General features: G+C 71.6%; 16 protein-coding genes. 10 read left to right on the forward strand and 6 right to left on the reverse strand.

The window, feature by feature from the left end; genetic code table 11:
- Positions 1-225: 225 nt before the first annotated feature.
- The 3 genes from OCT49_RS28975 to OCT49_RS28985 all read right to left on the reverse strand — a co-directional run bounded on the left by OCT49_RS28975 (position 226) and on the right by OCT49_RS28985 (position 3,745).
- Complete coding sequence (locus OCT49_RS28975) at positions 226-1,683, reverse strand: catalase (protein WP_283854744.1); 1,458 nt, start codon at positions 1,681-1,683, stop codon at positions 226-228.
- A 241-nt stretch (positions 1,684-1,924) separates the two neighbouring features.
- Positions 1,925-2,824: a 2-hydroxy-3-oxopropionate reductase gene (locus OCT49_RS28980; protein ID WP_283854745.1), complete on the reverse strand. Its 900-nt coding sequence runs from the start codon at positions 2,822-2,824 to the stop codon at positions 1,925-1,927.
- An 81-nt stretch (positions 2,825-2,905) separates the two neighbouring features.
- On the reverse strand, positions 2,906-3,745 hold the full coding sequence (locus tag OCT49_RS28985) for a TIM barrel protein (protein ID WP_283854746.1): 840 nt from the start codon (positions 3,743-3,745) through the stop codon (positions 2,906-2,908).
- A gap of 223 nt (positions 3,746-3,968) precedes the next feature.
- Between OCT49_RS28985 and OCT49_RS28990 the strand changes: the two genes are divergently transcribed.
- From OCT49_RS28990 to OCT49_RS29030, 9 genes are all read left to right on the forward strand, one after another.
- On the forward strand, positions 3,969-5,162 hold the full coding sequence (locus tag OCT49_RS28990; RefSeq protein ID WP_283854747.1) for a lactonase family protein: 1,194 nt from the start codon (positions 3,969-3,971) through the stop codon (positions 5,160-5,162).
- Positions 5,163-5,263: 101 nt separating this feature from the next.
- On the forward strand, positions 5,264-5,515 hold the full coding sequence (locus OCT49_RS28995; RefSeq protein ID WP_283854748.1) for a YkoF family thiamine-binding protein: 252 nt from the start codon (positions 5,264-5,266) through the stop codon (positions 5,513-5,515).
- A complete protein-coding gene (locus tag OCT49_RS29000) occupies positions 5,512-5,889 on the forward strand; it encodes a helix-turn-helix domain-containing protein (protein WP_283854749.1) in 378 nt (125 codons plus the stop codon). Before OCT49_RS28995 ends, OCT49_RS29000 begins: the two co-directional genes overlap by 4 nt.
- A 190-nt stretch (positions 5,890-6,079) precedes the next feature.
- Positions 6,080-6,589 (forward strand): 2-oxo-4-hydroxy-4-carboxy-5-ureidoimidazoline decarboxylase, encoded by a 510-nt coding sequence (uraD, locus tag OCT49_RS29005; RefSeq protein WP_283854750.1) that lies wholly within the window; start codon positions 6,080-6,082, stop codon positions 6,587-6,589.
- 69 nt (positions 6,590-6,658) lie between these two features.
- A complete protein-coding gene (gene uraH / locus OCT49_RS29010) occupies positions 6,659-7,051 on the forward strand; it encodes a hydroxyisourate hydrolase (protein ID WP_283854751.1) in 393 nt (130 codons plus the stop codon).
- A gap of 7 nt (positions 7,052-7,058) precedes the next feature.
- On the forward strand, positions 7,059-8,006 hold the full coding sequence (gene pucL, locus OCT49_RS29015; protein ID WP_283854752.1) for a factor-independent urate hydroxylase: 948 nt from the start codon (positions 7,059-7,061) through the stop codon (positions 8,004-8,006).
- Between the two features lie 71 nt (positions 8,007-8,077).
- Positions 8,078-9,475 (forward strand): nucleobase:cation symporter-2 family protein, encoded by a 1,398-nt coding sequence (locus OCT49_RS29020; protein WP_283854753.1) that lies wholly within the window; start codon positions 8,078-8,080, stop codon positions 9,473-9,475.
- Positions 9,476-9,520: 45 nt separating this feature from the next.
- The gene (locus OCT49_RS29025) at positions 9,521-10,918 is read left to right on the forward strand and encodes an 8-oxoguanine deaminase (RefSeq protein WP_283854754.1); all 1,398 of its coding nucleotides are present in this window, start codon (positions 9,521-9,523) and stop codon (positions 10,916-10,918) included.
- Positions 10,919-11,162: 244 nt separating this feature from the next.
- Positions 11,163-12,605: a nucleobase:cation symporter-2 family protein gene (locus OCT49_RS29030; RefSeq protein ID WP_283854755.1), complete on the forward strand. Its 1,443-nt coding sequence runs from the start codon at positions 11,163-11,165 to the stop codon at positions 12,603-12,605.
- A 196-nt stretch (positions 12,606-12,801) separates the two neighbouring features.
- Here OCT49_RS29030 and OCT49_RS29035 read toward each other — a convergent pair whose 3' ends face one another.
- The 3 genes from OCT49_RS29035 to OCT49_RS29045 all read right to left on the reverse strand — a co-directional run bounded on the left by OCT49_RS29035 (position 12,802) and on the right by OCT49_RS29045 (position 16,062).
- Positions 12,802-13,689 (reverse strand): chitosanase, encoded by an 888-nt coding sequence (locus OCT49_RS29035; RefSeq protein WP_283854756.1) that lies wholly within the window; start codon positions 13,687-13,689, stop codon positions 12,802-12,804.
- Positions 13,690-13,909: 220 nt separating this feature from the next.
- Positions 13,910-14,218: an SH3 domain-containing protein gene (locus OCT49_RS29040; protein ID WP_283854757.1), complete on the reverse strand. Its 309-nt coding sequence runs from the start codon at positions 14,216-14,218 to the stop codon at positions 13,910-13,912.
- Between the two features lie 209 nt (positions 14,219-14,427).
- Positions 14,428-16,062, reverse strand: a complete 1,635-nt coding sequence (locus tag OCT49_RS29045; protein WP_283855979.1) for a CocE/NonD family hydrolase — start codon at positions 16,060-16,062, stop codon at positions 14,428-14,430.
- Between the two features lie 175 nt (positions 16,063-16,237).
- On the opposite strand from OCT49_RS29045, the gene OCT49_RS29050 reads away from it, so the two are divergent.
- On the forward strand, positions 16,238-16,954 hold the full coding sequence (locus tag OCT49_RS29050) for a TetR/AcrR family transcriptional regulator (protein ID WP_283854758.1): 717 nt from the start codon (positions 16,238-16,240) through the stop codon (positions 16,952-16,954).
- Positions 16,955-17,003 lie beyond the last annotated feature (49 nt).

The raw sequence follows: 17,003 nt of genomic DNA on the forward strand, positions 1-17,003 counted from the left end.
CGGCACGGAAACCGTTTCCGTGCCGCACGCCCCGGCCGGGGAAGTCTCGGGGACCGCGGCGGCGGCGAGCGGGCCGGGCGTCTGCGCCCCCTTCAGGTCAGGGGGCGAGGGGACGCTCCGGCCTCCGCCACCGCACTGACGTCGCGCGCCGCCGCGGCCTCGTCCTGCCCGTGCTGTGTGCCACCCCTCATCCGGGTGCACGGCGCACGGGCAGGGTCTCGGGGGTCAGTCCTCGCGCAGGGCGCGGACCGCCTCCTCCACGCGCCTGCCGTAGTCGGCGTCGGCGGCGTGGAAGTGGGCGAGGTTCTTCTCGATCACGTCGTCGCGGGTCACCCGGGAGAGCCCGCCCGCGATGTTGGCGACCAGGCGGCCCTTCTCGTCCTCGGACATGAGCCGGTACAGCTCGCCCGCCTGGAAGAAGTCGTCGTCCTTGGTGTGGGCGGGCGCCGCGTGGGTGCCGGTCCAGCCGTGGATCGCGAGCGGGGCGGAGAGCGCCGCGTCGGTCTGGACGGGGCCCGCGTACGAGTTGGGCTCGTAGTTCTTGTCGTGGCGCGAGCCGTTGCGGGTGGCGTGCAGGCCGTCGCGGCCGTAGTTGTCGACGACGGCGGTGCGCGGCGCGTTCACCGGGAGCTGGGTGTGGTTGACGCCGAGCCGGTAGCGGTGCGCGTCCGCGTAGGCGAACAGCCGGCCCTGGAGCATCTTGTCCGGGGAGGGGCCGATGCCGGGCACGAAGTTGTTGGGGGAGAACGCGGCCTGCTCGACCTCGGCGAAGACGTTGTCCGGGTTGCGGTCCAGCACCAGCCGGCCCACCCGCTGGAGCGGGTAGTCGGCGTGCGGCCACACCTTGGTCAGGTCGAACGGGTTGAAGCGGTAGCCCGCGGCCTCGGCGGCCGGCATGACCTGCACGTACAGCGTCCAGGACGGGTGCACCCCGCGCTCGATGGCCTGCAGCAGGTCGGTCTGGTGCGAGTTGGCGTCCTTGCCCACCAGTTCGGCGGCCTGCTCGCTGGAGAGGGAGCGCACACCCTGGTTCGTCTTGAAGTGGTACTTGACGAAGAAGGCCTCGCCCTCGGTGTTCGTCCACTGGTAGGTGTGCGAGCCGTAACCGTTCATGTGGCGGTACGAGGCGGGGATGCCGCGGTCGCCCATCAGCCAGGTGACCTGGTGCGTCGCCTCGGGGGCGTGGGCCCAGAAGTCCCAGACGTTGTCCGGCTCCTGACGACCCGTGAACGGATCGCGCTTCTGCGAGTGGATGAAGTCGGGGAACTTGATCGGGTCCTTGATGAAGAACACCGGGGTGTTGTTGCCGACCAGGTCGTAATTGCCCTCGTCCGTGTAGAACTTGAGGGCGAAGCCGCGCGGGTCGCGCACCGCGTCCGCGCCGCCCAGCGAGTCGGCCACGGTCGAGAAGCGGATGAACGTCTCGGTGCGCCTGCCGACCTCGGAGAGGAAGTCGGCCCGGGTGAAGGCGGTGACGTCGTCGGTCACCTCGAAGTAGCCGTACGCGCCGGAGCCGCGGGCGTGGACCACGCGCTCCGGGATGCGCTCCCGGTTGAAGCGGGCCAGCTTCTCCAGCAGGTGCTGGTCCTGGAGGAGGATCGGGCCACCGACGCCTGCGGTGGCGGAGTTCTGGTTGTCGGCGACCGGGGCGCCTGACTCGGTCGTAAGCACACGCTGCGTCATGGTGTCGGGGCGACCTTCCGTACGGGAGCTGCTGAGTTGCTGGACTGCGACGGCTCGGGGCTCCAGGAGCGTAAGTACGCCCCGAACCCGGCGTCAACAGTTTGTTGAATCTGGCTGCGAGGTGTTCCGGACGGCGCCGGCGCCTGGGCGCGACAGGACAGGTGTCAGCGCCGACGCCGCCCGGAAGTCAAGGGGTACGGGGCGTTCCGCGAGGGGGTGTCCGGCCCGCGGCCCCGTCCGGTCAGGCCTCGACGGGCTGCCCCGACAGGCGCTCGACCGCGCGCAGCAGCGCCGAGTGGTCCAGGCCGCCGTCGCCCTGCGCGCGCAGCGAGGCGACGAGCTGGGCGACCACGGCGCCGACGGGCAGTGCGGCGCCGACGTTGCGGGCGGCGTCCGTGACGATGCCCATGTCCTTGTGGTGCAGGTCGATCCGGAAGCCCGGCGCGAAGTCCCGCTTGAGGAAGTTGTCCTTCTTTCGGGTCAGGACGGTCGATCCGGCCAGGCCGCCGTTGAGGACGTCCAGCGCGGCGGTGAGGTCCACCCCGGACTTCTCCAGGAAGACCACGGCCTCGGCGCACGCCTGGATGTTGACCGCGACGATCAGCTGGTTGGCGGCCTTCACCGTCTGGCCCGAGCCGTGCGGACCGCACAGCACGATGGTTCTGCCGAGCGCCCGGAGGATCGGTCCGGCCCGGTCGAAGTCGGCCTGTTCGCCGCCGACCATGATCGACAGCACCGCCTCGACCGCGCCGGCCTCGCCGCCGGAGACCGGGGCGTCGAGGACCCGGATGCCCTTGTCCTTCGCGTTCTTCGCGAGGTCCACGGAGGTCTGCGGCGTGATCGACGACATGTCGATCAGCAGGGTGCCGGGCCGCGCGTTCTCCAGGATGCCGTCGGGGCCGTAGGCGACGGCCTCGACCTGCGGGGAGGCGGGCACCATCGTGATGACGACATCGGCATCCCGGACCGCCTCGGCGATGGAACCCGCGCCGGTGCCGCCGGCCGCGACCAGCCGGTCGACCTTCGCCCGCTCCAGGGTGTACCCGGTGACGTCGTACCCGGCCCTGATCAGGTTCTCGGACATGGGGGAGCCCATGATGCCGAGCCCGATCCACGCGACCTTGGGGAGATTGCTGCTCATGAGGGTGCCTTCCGAATAAGCGTGTGTACGAAGGGCTGTCCCGCCGGGGATTACGGGACAGCCCTGAGGGGGCGGCCGCCCTCAGCGGGCGGCCCGCGCGGTGGCCGGGAGCCACTCGAAGGCCTCGGCGCCCCTCCGGTCGCCCGGCTTGTACTCCAGGCCGACCCAGCCGTCGTAACCGGCCTTCGTCAGCTGATCGAGGAGCTGCTCCAGCGGGAGGGAGCCGGTGCCGGGCGCGCCGCGCCCCGGGTTGTCGGCGATCTGGACGTGACCGGTCTTCCCGGCGTACCGCGCGATGGCCCGGCCGAGGTCCTCGCCGTTCATCGACAGGTGGTACAGGTCGAGGAGGAACTTCGCGTTGCCGAGGCCGGTCGCCGCGTTGACCCGGTCGACGACCTCGATCCCGGCCGGTGCGCTCACCAGGGGGTAGTGCGGGGACTCCGGTGCGTTGAGGGTCTCGATCAGGAGCACCGCCCCGATCCGGTCGGCCGCGCGGGCGGCGAGTACCAGGTTCTCCAGGGCGAGTTCGTCCTGCGCGGCCGGGTCCATGCCGTCCACCCGGTTGCCGTAGAGCGCGTTGAGCGCCCTGCAGCCGACCGAGGCGGCGAAGCCGGCCGCCACCTCGATGTTGGCGCGGAAGCGCTCCGACTCGGTGCCGGGCACGGAGAGCGCCCCGCGGTCGGGGCCGGGCAGCCGGCCGGCGTAGAAGTTCAGCCCCACCAGCTGCGTGCCGGCGTCGTCGAGCGCCTTCTTGAGGGCGTCGAGCTCGGCCTGCGGCGGAGTGGGGGTCTCGGCCCAGGGCCACCACAGCTCCACCGCGGTGAAGCCGGCCGCGGCGGCGGCCGCAGGGCGCTCCAGGAGGGGGAGCTCGGTGAAGAGGATCGAAAGGTTCACATCGAAGCGCTGGTCCGGGTAGCCCATGAGGGTTCGGCGCTCCTTCCGTATTGCGGAAGTTACTTTCTACGTGATGGAAGATTGCCCGGCAGTGGGGAGGCTGTCAAGGGGGTGCCCGGAATTCGGGCCGGCCGCCTGCGCGCGGGTTGCGCGGGCGTGGCGGAATCGGGCCGGTTGCCGAGGGGGCGCGGGGCGGGCCAGGGTGGCCGGTGCGTCCGACCCGACCGACCCCCCACGCGAGGTGTCCCGCATGAACCACGCCACCAGCCGCCGCACCGTCCTCGGAGCGCTGATCGGCGGCGCCGCCCTCTCGATGGCCCCCGCCCCGGCCGGCCCCCCGGCGCCCGCACCCGACCCGGCGCGCGCCGCCGCCCGCCCGCGCACCACCCCGCGCCTGCTGCTCGGCACGTACACCTCCGCCCAGGGCGGCGGCACGGGCATCGGGACCGCGAGCTACGACCCCCGCACCGGGGCGATCACCGCCGGCCCCGCGATCACCGGCGTGGCCGACCCCTCCTACCTGGCCCTGCACCCCTCGGGCGGCACCGTCTACGCGGTCGACGAGCAGGACCGGGGTCGGGTGACGGCCGTGGCCCTCTCGCCCGACGGCGCCCACCGGGTGCTGGGCGCGCGCGACACGGGCGGGGCGGGGCCCACCCACCTCTCCGTCCCTCCCACCGGCAGGTGGCTGCTCACCGCGAACTACACCTCGGGCAGCGTCGCGGTCCACCCCGTCCGGGCCGACGGCTCGCTGGGGGAGCGCACGGACCTGGTCGCCCACGACACGCCGCCGCCCGGCCCCGGCCAGAACGGGCCGCACGCCCACCAGATCATCACCACCCCCGACGGCGGCCACGTCCTCGCCGTGGACCTCGGCAACGACACCGTGTACACCTACCGGCTGGACGAGGAACGCGGCACGCTCGCCCGGGTCTCCCACGCCTCGCTGCGCCCCGGGGCCGGGCCCCGGCACCTCGCTTTCCACCCCGGGGGCCGCTTCGCCTACCTGGCCTGCGAACTCGACGACACCGCCGTCGTCTGCGGCTACGACCCGGCCACCGGCGCCCTGTCCCCGGGCGCCCCGCAGTCCACCGGGACCGGCGCCGGCACCAGTTACCCCGCGCAGTTCCTGGTCACCGCCGACGGCCGGTTCGCCTACCTCGCCAACCGGGGGCACAACAGCCTGACGCGCTACGCGGTCGAGGACGACGGAGCCGTGCTGCGGCTGCTCGACACGGTGCCGGTCGGCGGCGACTTCCCCCGGCACACCGCCCTCTCGCCCGACGGGCGGCTGCTCTTCGCGGCCAACCAGAGGTCGAGCACCGTCACGGTCTTCCGGGTCGACGCCCGCACCGGCGGCCTGACCCGCACCGGAGGCGCCTTCCCGGCCCCGGTCGCCGTGTGCGTCCTGCCGTACGGGGGCGGCGCCCCGGGCCGGGGCTGACCGGGCCGGACCGGCGTCGCCCGGCCCCGGCGCGGGTCCGTTAGGGTCGGGCCCGAGCCGCGGGCTCCGCAGCGACGCGGAGCGCGCATGAGGGAGGCACAGTGCGCTTGAGAGTGGAGTTCACCACCGAGCCCTTCGATCTCGACGAGGCACCCGCCCACGCGGTCGTGGCCCGCGAGGTCCTCCGGACGGCCGACCTGGACGCGGTGGACGTCGGACCCTTCGGCAACACTGCCGAGGGCGGCGCCGACGAGGTGCTCACCGCGGTGGACACCCTGCTGCGCAGAACCCTGGCATCGGGTGCCACCCGGGTGTCGCTCCAGGTCAACGTGATCGGGGAGGACGCGAAGTGACCGAACCGGCCGATCACCCGCTCGTCGCCGCGGTCAAACCGCTCGTCGACGCCATGGGCGCGGAGCTGCTCGTACCGGAGCAGGCCCGGGCCGACGACGTCGTACTGGCCTGGGAGGGCGAGGACGTCATAGCCGTGCGGCTGCCCCAGCTCTCGGAGTCGCTCGGCCACATCCTGGCCGCCATGGAGCGCCGGCACGGCAAGCCGCTCGCCGAGCTGGACCGCAGGGCCAAACAGGAGGCGGTGCGGAGCCTGGAGGCACGCGGTGCCTTCTCGGTGCGGCACGGGGTGGAGACCGTGGCGAGTGCGCTGGGCGTCAGCCGCTTCACCATCTACAACTACCTGAACAGGGAAAATGCCGCCAAAGCCGAGTAGTTGAGGCCGTGGGCGCACAAAGACGGTGCGGGATCGCGTGGGGCCGTCGTCCGGAGGAACGGACGGCGGCCTTTTGCGTTCGAGTAATTTCAACAAAGTGTTGACGTGGTGTTGTGGAAGGCGTTAGCTATCCGCAGCCCGACCGACGCGGCGCGAAAAAACGCACAGCGAAACAGCCACGGAGGCTCCCGTGACTTCGAGCTCCACGCCGGGCCTCGCCCGGTTCAACACCCTGGCGGACGACGAGGCCCTCACCACGTTGCACGAGGTGTGCGCCAGTGCGGCATGGGGAAGAGCGATCCTCTCCCGACGCCCATACACCGCCTTGCCGGACATGCTTCTCGCCAGTGACGCCGCCACGGCCGGACTGACCCCGGAGGACCTGGCCGAAGCGATGGCCGGACACCCCCCGATAGGCCGCCCGAAGCCCGGTGACCCGACCTCCTCCCGCGAACAGCGGGGGATGGCCGGAGCCTCCGAGGAACTCAAGGCCGAGATGCTCGAACTGAACCTGGCCTACCAGGAGCGGTTCGGACACGTCTTCCTGATCTGCGCCACCGGGGCCACCGGGGAGCAGATGCGCGACGCGGTGAAGGCCCGGATCGGGAACTCGCCCGAGCAGGAGCGCGAGCAGGTGCGCACCGAACTGGGCAAGATCAACCGCATCCGCCTCACCCGTCTCGTCACGGAAGACACGTAACACGGGACGCGTCCCGGAAACACCCCGGACACGTACCGCAGCACGCGCATCAGAAGGAGAGTGAAGGTCTTGAGCACCTCCGCCACCGCATCGGTGTCCACCCACATCCTGGACACCAGCATCGGCCGCCCCGCCGCGGCCGTCACCGTCACGCTCGCCGCCCGCGGCGGCGCCGACGCACCGTGGAGGGCACTCGGCGGCTCCGCGACCGACGCGGACGGACGCTGCAAGGACCTGCCGGCACTGCCGGAGGGCACCACCCACGTACGGCTCGACTTCGAGACCGGGACGTACTTCGCCAGCAAGAAGCAAGCCGAGGCGCAGCAGGACGCCCCCCGCGTAAGGGACAGCGGTGTGTTCTTCCCGGAGGTGGCGATCACCTTCGCCGTCACTCCGGGCGAGCACTATCACGTACCGCTGCTGCTCAACCCGTTCGGCTACTCCGTTTACCGAGGGAGCTAGCACCGACATGACAGCCAATCCCCACCAGCCCCGCCCGGTGGTCCTCGGCCAGAACCAGTACGGCAAGGCCGAGAACCGCGTCGTCAGGATCACGCGGGACGGCGACACCCACCACATCAAGGACCTGAACGTCTCCGTCGCGCTCTCCGGCGACATGGAGGACGTCCACTACTCCGGCTCCAACGCCCACGTCCTGCCGACCGACACCACCAAGAACACGGTGTACGCCTTCGCCAAGGAACACGGCATCGAGTCGGCCGAGCAGTTCGGCATCCACCTCGCCCGCCACTTCGTGACCTCGCAGGAGCCGATCAGGACGGCCCGGATCCGGATCGAGGAGTACGCCTGGGAGCGCATCGCCACCTCCGACGCCAACGCGCAGTTCATCGGCGCCGACGAGGTCAAGCACTCCTTCGTCCGCAGGGGCCAGGAGACGCGCACCACCCAGATCACCTTCGACGGCGAGAAGTGGCAGGTCGTCTCGGGGCTCAAGGACCTCGTGGTGATGAACTCCACCCACTCCGAGTTCTGGGGCTACGTCAAGGACAAGTACACGACGCTCAAGGAGGCGTACGACCGCATCCTCGCGACCGAGGTGTCCGCCAAGTGGCGGTACAACTGGACCAGCGACGACGCGCGGATGCCGAACTGGGAGAAGTCCTACGAGCAGGTGCGCAAGCACATGCTCCAGGCCTTCGCCGAGACGTACTCCCTCTCCCTCCAGCAGACCCTGTACCAGATGGGTTCGCGCATCATCAACAGCCGCAGCGAAGTCGACGAGATCCGCTTCTCGCTGCCGAACAAGCACCACTTCCTGGTGGACCTGGAGCCGTTCGGGCTCAAGAACGACAACGAGGTCTACTTCGCGGCGGACCGCCCGTACGGCCTGATCGAGGCCACCGTGCTGCGGGACGGCACCGAGCCGCAGATCCCGGTCGACATGACCAACCTCTGACGCGGCGCCGAGCCGGTCCCCGTCCCGAGCGCACCGCCGGACGGGGCCCGGCCGGACCGGAGGGAACACTCATGGCACAGCCCGCACACGGACCGGTGGAAGCAGACGGCCCGTACCCCACCCCACCGGCGACCTCGGTCCACCCGGTGGACGAAAAGCTCCGCCCCGCCCGGCTCGTCCCCGCCGCGCTCCAGCACATCGCCGCCATGTACGCGGGCGTCGTCACCCCTCCGCTCATCATCGGCCGGGCCGTCGGCCTCGACCCGGCGGGCACGACCCGGCTGATCGCGGCCAGTCTGCTGATCGCCGGCTGCGCCACCCTCCTGCAGACCCTCGGCATCCGCGGCCTCGCCGGGAACCGGCTGCCGTTCGTCAACGCGGCCTCCTCCGCGGGCATCGCCCCGATGCTCGCCATCGCCGAGACCACCGCGCCCGGACACCAACTCCCCGCGATCTACGGGGCGGTGATCGTCGCCGGGGTCTTCTGCCTGGCCGTCGGACCGTTCTTCGGCCGGCTGCTGCGCTTCTTCCCGCCCCTGGTCACCGGCGCCGTCATCACCCTGATCGGCGTCACCCTGATGCCCGTACCGGTCTCCTGGGCCCAGGGCGGCGACAAGGAGGCCGCCGACTTCGGCGACATGAAGTACCTGGCGCTGGCCGCCTTCACCCTCGTCGTCATCCTGCTCGTCCAGCGGTTCGGACGCGGCTTCCTCAGGCAGATCGCCCTGCTGATGGGACTGTTGATCGGCACGCTGGCCGCGATCCCGTTCGGACTCGCCGACTTCACCGCGCTGAGGTCCGCGCCGGTCGCCGCGCTGCCCACCCCCTTCGCCTTCGGAACCCCCGAGTTCCACCCCGCCGCGATCCTCTCGCTCTGCATCGTCATGCTCGTCCTGATGACCGAGTCCAGCGCCGGAATGCTGGCCCTCGGCGAGATCTGCGACCGGCCCGCCGACGGCCGGACCATCACCCGCGGACTGCGCACCGACGGCATCGCCACCCTGCTCGGCCCGGTCTTCGGCGGCTTCCCGACGAGCGCCTTCGCCCAGAACGTCGGCGTGGTCTCCCTGACGAAGGTGCGCAGCCGCTACGTCGTCGCGGCCGCGGGCGGCACCCTGCTGGTCCTGGGCGCCTTCCCGGTGCTGGGCGCGGTCGTCTCCCTCGTCCCGATGCCCGTGCTCGGCGGCGCCGGCGTCGTCCTGTTCGGCTCGATCGCGGTGAGCGGCATCCGGACCCTCGCCGAGGCCGGCCTCGACGACAGCTCCAACATCATCCTGGTCGCCGTGGCCCTCGGCGCGGGCATCATCCCGCTCGCCGCACCCGGCTTCTACGCGGGATTCCCCTCCTGGGCACAGACCGTCCTGGGCTCCGGAATCAGCGCCGGAGCGCTCGTCGCGGTCCTGCTCAACCTGTTCTTCCACCATCTCGGCACCCACGGCCGCCCGGCCGTGGCACTCAAATCCTCCTAGGGTCCTGCCGTGCCCGCACCCCCGGAAAGAGAAGGAAGCAGCGCCATGGCAGCAACGCCGGCCCCCGAGCACGTGGAACGCGTCGTCATCGAGAACTGTTCGATCGCGACCGTCGACGCCGACGACACCGAGTACGCCTCGGGCCACGTCGTCGTCGCCGGCAACCGCATCGAATCCGTCGGCGCGGGACGGGCACCCGAGGGCCTGGAGAACGTCGTACGCCGCGTCGACGGCACCGGACACCTGGCCACCCCCGGCCTGGTCAACACGCACCACCACTTCTACCAGTGGATCACCCGCGGCCTGGCCACCGACCACAACCTGTTCGACTGGCTGGTCGCGCTGTACCCGACGTGGGCGCGCATCGACGAACCGATGGTCCGCGCCGCCGCACAGGGCTCGCTCGCCATGATGGCCCGCGGCGGCGTCACCACCGCCATGGACCACCACTACGTCCACCCGCGCGGCTCCGGCGACCTGTCCGGCGCCATCATCGGGGCCGCCCGCGACATGGGCGTACGGTTCACCCTCGCCCGGGGCTCCATGGACCGCGGCGCGAAGGACGGCGGACTGCCGCCGGACTTCGCCGTCGAGACGCTCGACGGCGCGCTCGCCGCCACCGAGGCCACCATCGACGCCCACCACGACCCCTCCTTCGACGCGATGACCCAGGTCGCCGCCGCACCCTGCTCCCCGTTCTCCATCTCCACCGAACTGCTGCGCCAGGGCGCCGAACTGGCCCGGCGCAAGGGGGTGCGCATGCACACCCACGGCTCGGAGACCGTGGAGGAGGAGAAGTTCTGCCACGAGCTGTTCGGGATGGGCCCGACCGACTACTTCGAGTCGACCGGCTGGCTCGGCGACGACGTGTGGATGGCGCACTGCGTCCACATGAACGACTCCGACATCGCCGCGTTCGCCCGCACCGGAACCGGTGTCGCGCACTGCCCCTCGTCCAACGCCCGGCTGGCCGCGGGCATCGCCCGGGTCCCCGACATGCTCGCGGCCGGCGTCCCGGTCGGCCTCGGCGTCGACGGCACCGCCTCCAACGAGTCCGGCGAACTCCACACCGAACTGCGCAACGCCCTCCTCATCAACCGCCTCGGCGCCCACCGGGAGAAGGCCCTGAACGCCCGCCAGGCCCTGCGCCTGGGAACGTACGGCGGCGCACAGGTCCTCGGCCGCGCCGACCAGATCGGCTCCCTGGAGCCGGGCAAGCTCGCCGACCTGGTGCTCTGGAAGCTGGACACCCTCGCCCACGCCTCCATCGCCGACCCGGTCACCGCGCTCGTGTTCGGCGCCGCGGCCCCCGTCACCCTCTCCCTCGTCGACGGCAGGCCAGTCGTCGAGGACAACCACCTGATCACCGCGGACGAGGAAGCCATCGCCCGCGCCACCCGCGACGAGGCCCGTCGCCTCGCGCAGGTCGCCGCCGGGGCCTGACGCCCCGGGAACCCCCCGTACCGGCCGGTCGAGGGGGACGGCCCTCGACCGGCCTCCGCGGACCCCGAAGGGTCCACGGCAGACCCGGTGCGGCGGAGCGCGCCCCCGCGCACGCCCGCCGCACCGTCGACCCGAGCTGCCCGCACCAGCTGCACGTCATGTTCCACCTGCATCAACGCCCCACTTGCACCACCTCCCTGACACCCACGCCGCCCCAGGCGTGTAACCGACCGGAGGAACCGCCGTGGCAGCTACGCCCAGGTTTCACAACGACGCAGTCGCAGCACCCGACACCGGCCCCGCCCCCGGGCCGGCCCCGACGGACCGGAAACACCCGGTCGACGAGACCCTCCCCCCGCTGAAGATGTTCACCAGCGGCCTCCAGCACGTGGCCGCGATGTATGCGGGCGTGGTCGCCCCGCCGATGATCGTGGGGCCCGCCGTCGGCCTCACGGCCAAGGAGACCGCCTTCCTGATGGGGGCGAGCCTGTTCACCGCGGGCATCGCCACCCTGCTCCAGACCCTCGGCTTCTGGCGCATCGGCGCCCGGCTGCCGTTCGTCAACGGCGTCTCGTTCGCCGGGGTCACCCCGATGGTGGCGATCGGGAAGGACCGGGGGCACGACGGCATCGCCGTCATCTTCGGCGCGATCATCGTCGCCAGTCTGCTCGGCTTCCTGCTGGCCCCGTACTTCTCCAAACTGGTCCGCTTCTTCCCGCCCGTCGTCACCGGCACCGTGATCACCCTGATCGGCGTGTCGCTGCTGCCGGTCGCCTTCAACTGGTCCCAGGGCGGCAACGCCAGTGCCGCGGACCACGGCTCCACGACCAACATCACCATGGCCGCCGTCACCCTGGTGATCGTCCTGGCGCTGCGGAAACTGCTGCGCGGCTTCCTCCAGCAGATCTCCATCCTGCTGGGCCTGGTCATCGGCACACTGATAGCGATCCCGGTCGGCATCACCGACTTCGGTGCCCTCGGGGACGCCGACCCGATCGGCTTCCCCACCCCGTTCCACTTCGGGGCGCCGCAGTTCGAGATCGCCGCGATCGTCTCCATGAGCATCGTGATGCTGGTCTGCATGACCGAGTCCACCGCCGACATGCTCGCGCTCGGCAAGATCGTCGACCGGCCGGCGGACGAGCGGACCATCGAGGGCGGTCTGCGCGCCGACACGCTCGGCAGCGCCATCAGCCCGCTCTTCAACGGCTTCATGTGCAGCGCCTTCGCCCAGAACATCGGCCTCGTCGCGATGACCAAGGTGCGCAGCCGCTTCGTGGTGGCCGCCGGCGGCGGCATCCTGATCGTCCTCGGGCTGGTCCCGGTCGCCGCTTCGGTCATCGCGCTCGTCCCGCTGCCGGTCCTCGGCGGCGCGGGCATCGTGCTGTTCGGCTCGGTCGCCGCGAGCGGCATCCAGACCCTGGCGGCCGCCGCGCTGGAGAAGGGCGAGAACGCGCTGATCGTGGCCGCGGCCGTGGGCGTCGGCCTCGTCCCGATCGCCGCGCCGGAGTTCTACCACGCGTTCCCCGAGGACCTGCTCGTCGTGCTCGACTCCGGGATCTCGACCGGCTGCGTGGTGGCGATCGTGCTCAACCTGGCCTTCAACCACCTCGGCCGGAAGCCTGACCCGGAACCGTCGGAGCAGGACGGGGAGCGGCCGGTGGCGGCCCCGGTGGGCGCGCACTGACCGATCCGGTACAGGACGGTTTGGTCGGGTCCGCTCCGGCCCGGTCGGGTCTGCTCCGGCCCGGTCCGATCAGGTTCGCTCCGGTCCGGTCAGGTACGGGCCGGAGCGATCGGCACGAGCCGGTACGACGCAGCGGCGCGTACGGCGACACCCGCGGGTGCCGCCGTACGCGCCGCGGTCACGGGGTCCGGACGCGTCAGCCGATGTGGAAGCTGTCGCCGTACACCTTCCAGTCGAGCGGCGGGTCGAGGTTCAGGTTGCGCTTCTTCAGGAAGACCCGCTGGGCGGTGTCCACCCGGCTGGTGTCCTCGTGGGCCTCCTCCTGCTTCATCGCCCAGACCCGGGCGTCCAGGAAGGCGTTGAGGTACGTGACCTCGTCGCCGCCCTGGGACGGCGGCTTCGCCTTCGAGAGGGCGCGCTTGCGGATGGAGCTGAAGCTGGTGCTGTCGCCGCCGTCGCCGTGCATGACGATGGCGTCGTAGTACGCGAACTGGCCGAGCGTGCCGACCCCGTCGGCCTTGCCCCGCTTCACGGCCGGGTTGAAGTACACCCGGTCGCGCTCGTCGTCCTGCGCCTTCCTGAACGCCGAGTCGGACGCGGCCTTCACCCAGTCCTTGGTGAAGTTCGGGTCGAGTCCCTCGTGCGAGGGGGTGCCGTCGACCTTCCGCAGCGCGGGGAGGTACTTCGCGAGGATGTTGTCGGGCTTGCGCTCGGTGTACAGCTCGACGAGGTCGAGCATGTCCCCGGTGCCGGAGCAGAAACCGATGATGCCCGCGGTGTAGCCGCGGTCGTCGTCGATGTCCTCGATGTACTTGTACTGGGCCTTCCAGTCGAGGGAGGAGTTCTCGGCGCTGGAGACCAGTTGCATGGCGATCTCCTTCTTCGCCGGGTCGTCCAGACCGGTCGCCGCGGCGACGGTGGCGGCCGGTCGGACCGCCGCCGAGGGCTGCTGTGCCGCCTGGTGCGTGGGGGCACCGGCGTGGGCTGCGACGGGGATCGCCGTGAGGGAAAGCCCGAGCGCGACGACCGCGATGCGCACGGGACGGGCGTTACGACGTGCGGCGCGCTTATGGGGAGCGTGCACCAGAGTCCTCCAGAGGGAGTTCTTCGTTCCGTCGGTCTGTTAGGAAGCTTTCCTATCAGGGTGGAGCGAGGGCCGTACACCCCTCGGCAGGGGGAAGTTGGAGAACTTTCACCGGAACGCGGAACGGCCCCGCACCGCGCGAAGGGCGCGATGCGGGGCCGGGCGGGCCGGAATCCGGGCCGGGGTACGAGGCCGGTGCGCGGACCGGGGTGTGCCGGTCTCAGCAGTCCAGGTAGGCGGTGTGGATCCAGACGCCGGTGCGGCCGCCCCACAGGTCGCCCATGATCCAACTGCCTTCCTGACCGTGGGCATTGAGCTTCTGCCCCCGGTTCACCTGGCCCAGGACGGGGAAGTTGCTGCCGGGGCCGCCGCGGAAGTTCACCCCGTTGTCGTTGACGGTGCAGACCGCTGCGGCGGCCTTCGCGGCCCGGGCCGCGACGGGGCTCTGCGCGGCCTGGGCGGCGGGGCTCAGGACGAACCCGAGGCCGGCCGCCAGGACCGTCGCGGCCAGCATCATCTTCTTCACCATGCGGTTCTCTCCTCCGTGTTCCGGCTCGCGTCGGAGCGGGCCGTCCGTCGACCCCAACGCGCGCGCGGACCGTCCGGTCACGGGCCGAGGACTCCGTTCGAGCAGCAGTGAAAGCGCAGCTCACACGATGTGCGCACCGGCGTGCGCGGGTGGCAGGCCGGTCCCGCGCTCGCGCCGGTGCCGTCGCCGTGAATCCGCCCGTCGGCCGGTCAGCCGTTCACTGCGGGGCCGGACCCGGACCCGGAACCTTCGGCCTGCGTCGGGAGCATCAGCGCCGAGTCCGTGTGGACCGTGATGCGCACCGGTGTGAAGGCGGTGGCGTCCACCGGCGACTCCCCGGTGCCGGGGCTGCGGGCGTAGCGCGGATGGGCGCCTCCGCTGATCTGCCAGCGCATGCGGTGACCCACGGCGAATCCGTGGGCGGTCGAGCTCATCGGCACGGTGATCCGCGACGGCTCCTGCCCGTCCGTCCGCAGCCGGCCCAGCCCGTCGCAGACGTTGACGGAGCGGCCCTGGGGGTCCACGTCGCACAGGCGGGTGAAGACGTCGGCGTGCCCGGTGTCCGTGGAGATGCTCAACCGTGCGGAGACGGGGCCCAGGACGTCCACGGGCTCGGTCAGCGGAGGGCCGGTGAACGTCAGTACGTCTTCCCGGGCCTCCAGGTCGCTGTTGTCGCGAGGACCGGCGGCACGGGAGAGCACGGGGCCGCCGACGGACGGGGTGGGGTCGGCCGGATCGTAACGGAAGGACGTCAGCGGCGCGGAGTCCGTGGGCGCCTGCCGGGTGAGATGCCCGCCGGGGGCGGGGAACCACGGGGCGGCGGCCGTGGCCGGCGGCCAGTCGTCGAGGTCCCGCCAGGCGTCCTCGCCGCCGTTGTGCACCCGCACCTTCGTGGGACGCAGACCGGAGGGGTCGGCCTCCAGGTGGGCGCGCAGCCAGGCGAGGCTCTCGGCGAACACCTCGGGCCAGCCCTGCTGCAGGGCGGAGGTGTGGGTCCAGGGGCCGACGAGCAGGGCGGTCTCGCATCCGGCCCGGCGCAGCCGGTCGTACTGCTCGAAGGTCTGGTCGGCCAGCACGTCGTGCCAGCCGGTGATCAGGCTCGTGGGTACGGTGAGCCGGTCCGCCACCCCGGCCAGGGACGCGCCGTGCCAGTGGGGGTCCTCGGCGTCCGGGTGGGCCATCACACCGTCCAGCCAGGGCACTTCGCCCCCGAGGGCCGGTGCGTACGCACCGCGCAGAGGCTGCGCGGTGGTGGCCTCACGCAGCCCCCGCTGCAGGCGTAGCGTCGCCTTGAGGAACGGTGCCATGCCCCGGTGCTGGTAGGTCATGCCCACGCCGACGACGAGTGCGGTCTCCAGCTGCAGCGCACCGTGCGCGTGGAAGAGGGCGTAGGGATCGTGCAGGCCCACCTGCACCACCATCGCCTTCAGTTCCGGGGGCGGTTCCACGGCCAGGGCCCATTGCACGTAGCCCAGATAGCTGGGGCCGATGGTGCCCAGTGTGCCGTTGAACCAGGGCTGTTCGCGCAGCCAGGCCACCGTGGCCAGGCCGTCCGGGGTCTCGTTGCGCCACAGGTCGAACGTGCCGCCCGAACCCCCGGTGCCGCGGCAGCTCTGCAGGACCACGTGGAAGCCCTGTTCGGCGAAGAGCAGGCCGTACATGGGGGACCACGGCACGCCCCTGCCGTAGGGCGAGCGCACCAGGAGGGTGGGGAAGTCGCCCTCGGCGCGCGGGAAGTAGTGGTCCGTGATCAGCGGGCTGCCGTCGGCGGCCGGTACCGCCAGCCCCGGCTCCCACCCGACCTCGTGCAGTTTCGCCGGGAGGCGGCGCCACATCGCCCTCATCATCCGTGAGGAAAGCGGAGGCTTTCCGGCGGGTGGCGCCCAGGCCGACCTCGGCACCGAACCGTGCGTGCGTGACGTCATCGTTCCCCTCCATTGATTTACGTACGATGTACGAGAATAGAGGATGCTTGACTGGTCCCCGCCGTTGCCGCCGATCGAGGAAGGAGCGTGGACCATGTCCCGGGACGGAGGAGCGGGCGCCCCGGGTGTCGGTCCCGAACAGCTCTGGCTGGCCTCCGACCGGCCGCGCAGGGGCCGCAGGCCCGCCTACAGCCGGGAGGCGATCACCGCGGCGGCCGTTGAACTGGCGGACGCCGAGGGGCTCGAAGCGGTCACCATGCGGAAGGTCGCCGCACGGGCCGGAGCCGGCGTCATGTCGCTCTACAGCTACGCCCCCGACAAGGAGACGCTGCTGGAGCTGATGGTCGACCACGTCAGCGGCGAACTGGCGGCCACGGATCCGCCCACCGGCGACTGGCGCGCCGACCTGAAGGCCGTCGCGCACCTCCAGCGCGCCCTCATGCTGCGCCACCGCTGGCTGCCCGCCGTGCTGTCCACCCGACGCGTCCCCGGCCCCAACGCCCTGGCCTTCCTGGAACACGTGCTCGCCGCCCTGCGGCCCACCGCGCTGGACGGTACGGCGAAGCTGGAGGTCTTCGCCCAGCTCACCGCGTTCGTGGCCGGGCACGTCGCCCACGAGATCGCGCAGGCCGCGGTCTCGCAGTCCCCCGGCCGGGCCGCGGCCGAAGCCCGCTACCTCGCCGCCGTCGCCGCCGACGGCCACCATCCGGAACTCGCCGAAGCCCTCTCCGCCCCCGGTCGCCCCCTCACCCCCGACGCCACCTTCACCCGGTTCCTCAACCGCCTGATCGACGGCCTCGACACCGGCTGATCCCGTGGCGCAGGAGTTGGCGAGCCGGCTCGAACTCCTCGCCGGAACC

Source organism: Streptomyces sp. ML-6, from assembly GCF_030116705.1.
Lineage (GTDB): Bacteria > Actinomycetota > Actinomycetes > Streptomycetales > Streptomycetaceae > Streptomyces.

What these genes read in the sequence shown, in the direction of transcription:
- OCT49_RS28975 (WP_283854744.1), bottom strand. Translation starts at nt 1,683, where the DNA reads ATGACGCAGCGTGTGCTTACGACCGAGTCAGGCGCCCCGGTCGCCGAC.
- OCT49_RS28980 (WP_283854745.1), bottom strand. Translation starts at nt 2,824, where the DNA reads ATGAGCAGCAATCTCCCCAAGGTCGCGTGGATCGGGCTCGGCATCATG.
- OCT49_RS28985 (WP_283854746.1), bottom strand. Translation starts at nt 3,745, where the DNA reads ATGGGCTACCCGGACCAGCGCTTCGATGTGAACCTTTCGATCCTCTTC.
- OCT49_RS28990 (WP_283854747.1), top strand. Translation starts at nt 3,969, where the DNA reads ATGAACCACGCCACCAGCCGCCGCACCGTCCTCGGAGCGCTGATCGGC.
- pucL (WP_283854752.1), top strand. Translation starts at nt 7,059, where the DNA reads ATGACAGCCAATCCCCACCAGCCCCGCCCGGTGGTCCTCGGCCAGAAC.
- OCT49_RS29020 (WP_283854753.1), top strand. Translation starts at nt 8,078, where the DNA reads ATGGCACAGCCCGCACACGGACCGGTGGAAGCAGACGGCCCGTACCCC.
- OCT49_RS29025 (WP_283854754.1), top strand. Translation starts at nt 9,521, where the DNA reads ATGGCAGCAACGCCGGCCCCCGAGCACGTGGAACGCGTCGTCATCGAG.
- OCT49_RS29040 (WP_283854757.1), bottom strand. Translation starts at nt 14,218, where the DNA reads ATGGTGAAGAAGATGATGCTGGCCGCGACGGTCCTGGCGGCCGGCCTC.
- OCT49_RS29045 (WP_283855979.1), bottom strand. Translation starts at nt 16,062, where the DNA reads ATGAGGGCGATGTGGCGCCGCCTCCCGGCGAAACTGCACGAGGTCGGG.
- OCT49_RS29050 (WP_283854758.1), top strand. Translation starts at nt 16,238, where the DNA reads ATGTCCCGGGACGGAGGAGCGGGCGCCCCGGGTGTCGGTCCCGAACAG.